This window comes from Lysinibacillus alkalisoli, from assembly GCF_014643595.1.
GTDB classification, from domain to species: domain Bacteria; phylum Bacillota; class Bacilli; order Bacillales_A; family Planococcaceae; genus Metalysinibacillus; species Metalysinibacillus alkalisoli.
Window position 1 is genome coordinate 1 of record NZ_BMJT01000026.1, and the last position, 2,792, is coordinate 2,792.

Below are 2,792 nucleotides of genomic sequence, written 5' to 3' on the forward strand. Positions count from 1 at the left end.
CGTCAGATGTTAGGTGTGCGTAACTTTTCAGCAATGAAAAGTCATAACTTGGTTAAGTTATGAAGGGCGCACGGTGGATGCCTTGGCACTAGGAGCCGATGAAAGACGGTACTAACACCGATATGCTTCGGGGAGCTGTAAGTAAGCATTGATCCGGAGATTTCTGAATGGGGGAACCCACTGCCTGTAATGAGGTAGTACGATTGCGTGAATACATAGCGCAATTGAGGCACACTCAGGGAACTGAAACATCTAAGTACCTGAAGGAAGAGAAAGAAAAATCGATTCCCTTAGTAGCGGCGAGCGAAACGGGAAGAGCCCAAACCAAGAGGCTTGCCTCTTGGGGTTGTAGGACACTCTATACGGAGTTACAAAAGCATAGATTAGACGAAGCGACTTGGAAAGGTCTGCCAGAGCGGGTAAAAGCCCCGTAGTCGAAAGTGTATGCTCTCCAGAGTGGATCCTGAGTACGGCGGAACACGTGAAATTCCGTCGGAATCCGGGAGGACCATCTCCCAAGGCTAAATACTCCCTAGTGACCGATAGTGAACCAGTACCGTGAGGGAAAGGTGAAAAGCACCCCGGGAGGGGAGTGAAATAGAACCTGAAACCGTGTGCCTACAAGTAGTTAGAGCCCGTTAATGGGTGATAGCGTGCCTTTTGTAGAATGAACCGGCGAGTTACGATTACGTGCAAGGTTAAGCTGAAAAAGCGGAGCCGCAGCGAAAGCGAGTCTGAATAGGGCGAAGGAGTACGTGGTCGTAGACCCGAAACCAGGTGATCTACCCATGTCCAGGTTGAAGGTTAGGTAACACTGACTGGAGGACCGAACCCACGTACGTTGAAAAGTGCGGGGATGAGGTGTGGGTAGCGGAGAAATTCCAATCGAACCTGGAGATAGCTGGTTCTCTCCGAAATAGCTTTAGGGCTAGCCTCGCGGCAAGAATCTTGGAGGTAGAGCACTGTTTGGACTAGGGGCCCATCCCGGGTTACCGAATTCAGACAAACTCCGAATGCCAAAGATTTATCCGCGGGAGTCAGACTGCGAGTGATAAGATCCGTAGTCAAGAGGGAAACAGCCCAGACCACCAGCTAAGGTCCCCAAGTAATTGTTAAGTGGAAAAGGATGTGGCGTTGCATAGACAACCAGGATGTTGGCTCAGAAGCAGCCATCATTTAAAGAGTGCGTAATAGCTCACTGGTCGAGTGACACTGCGCCGAAAATGTATCGGGGCTAAACAATTCACCGAAGCTGTGGATGCATACCGTAGGTATGCGTGGTAGGAGAGCGTTCTAAATGCGTTGAAGTCAGACCGTAAGGACTGTTGGAGCGTTTAGAAGTGAGAATGCCGGTATGAGTAGCGAAAGATGGGTGAGAATCCCATCCACCGAATGACTAAGGTTTCCTGAGGAAGGCTCGTCCGCTCAGGGTTAGTCGGGACCTAAGCCGAGGCCGATAGGCGTAGGCGATGGATAACAGGTTGATATTCCTGTACCACCTCCTCACCATTTGAGTAATGGGGGGACGCAGTAGGATAGGTAAGCATGCCGTTGGTTGTGCATGTTTAAGCAGTGAGGTGTGTGTGTAGGCAAATCCGCACACTATAACATTGAGCTGTGACGACGAGTGTGTATACACGAAGTTATCGATTCCACACTGCCAAGAAAAGCCTCTAGCGAGGTGAGAGGTGCCCGTACCGCAAACCGACACAGGTAGTCGAGGAGAGAATCCTAAGGTGAGCGAGAGAACTCTCGTTAAGGAACTCGGCAAAATGACCCCGTAACTTCGGGAGAAGGGGTGCTCTTGGAGGTTCACGCTTCCGAGAGCCGCAGTGAATAGGCCCAGGCGACTGTTTAGCAAAAACACAGGTCTCTGCAAAACCGTAAGGTGACGTATAGGGGCTGACGCCTGCCCGGTGCTGGAAGGTTAAGAGGAGTGGTTAGCGCAAGCGAAGCTGCGAATTGAAGCCCCAGTAAACGGCGGCCGTAACTATAACGGTCCTAAGGTAGCGAAATTCCTTGTCGGGTAAGTTCCGACCCGCACGAAAGGCGTAACGATCTGGGCACTGTCTCAACGAGAGACTCGGTGAAATTATAGTACCTGTGAAGATGCAGGTTACCCGCGACAGGACGGAAAGACCCCGTGGAGCTTTACTGTAACTTGATATTGAATTTCGGTGCAACTTGTACAGCATAGGTAGGAGCCAGAGAAATCGGAGCGCTAGCTTCGATGGAGGCGTCTATGGGATACTACCCTGGTTGTATTGAACTTCTAACCCGTACCCCTTATCGGGGTAGGAGACAGTGTCAGGTGGACAGTTTGACTGGGGCGGTCGCCTCCTAAAAGGTAACGGAGGCGCCCAAAGGTTCCCTCAGAATGGTTGGAAATCATTCGTAGAGTGTAAAGGCACAAGGGAGCTTGACTGCGAGACCTACAAGTCGAGCAGGGTCGAAAGACGGGCTTAGTGATCCGGTGGTTCCGCATGGAAGGGCCATCGCTCAACGGATAAAAGCTACCCCGGGGATAACAGGCTTATCTCCCCCAAGAGTCCACATCGACGGGGAGGTTTGGCACCTCGATGTCGGCTCATCGCATCCTGGGGCTGTAGTCGGTCCCAAGGGTTGGGCTGTTCGCCCATTAAAGCGGTACGCGAGCTGGGTTCAGAACGTCGTGAGACAGTTCGGTCCCTATCCGTCGTGGGCGTAGGAAATTTGAGAGGCGCTGTCCTTAGTACGAGAGGACCGGGATGGACATACCGCTGGTGTACCAGTTGTCGTGCCAACGGCATCGC

Annotated in this window: 1 rRNA gene; it reads left to right on the top strand. The window is 52.0% G+C overall.

Annotated elements, in window-relative coordinates:
* Positions 1-50: 50 nt before the first annotated feature.
* Positions 51-2,792: ribosomal RNA gene (locus IEW44_RS15785) — 23S ribosomal RNA — on the top strand; the annotation flags it as partial.